Origin of the sequence: Bittarella massiliensis (ex Durand et al. 2017) (genome assembly GCF_017566145.1) — a bacterium.
GTDB lineage: Bacteria > Bacillota > Clostridia > Oscillospirales > Ruminococcaceae > Bittarella > Bittarella massiliensis_A.
This window is the reverse complement of the sequence record NZ_JABFCL010000424.1, coordinates 1-207: the sequence shown is the minus strand read 5'-3', so window position 1 is coordinate 207 and position 207 is coordinate 1. Positions and strand designations below refer to the sequence as shown.

At 29.5% G+C, this 207-nt stretch carries 1 protein-coding gene; it reads left to right on the top strand.

Going from position 1 to position 207, the window contains the following annotated elements:
- The coding region (locus HJY11_RS14920; RefSeq protein ID WP_368041641.1) for a hypothetical protein at positions 1–207 on the top strand (207 nt) is incomplete at both ends.

The window sequence follows — 207 nt, the reverse complement described above, 5'->3', positions numbered from 1 at the left end:
GACAGAATTAAAAAAGTTTAGAAAAGTAGAGATGAAAAAACAAATAGTGAATTGGCTGATTACTAATGGAAGTATAGATACAACGGAAAGGGAACTATATGAAAATGCAATTGACAGTTTGAAAATATTAATAGTTCCTGTTGTATATGCTGTTTTTTGGGGATGGTTTTTACAAGAGTGGACTATTACATTTTGTTTTGTCTTTAC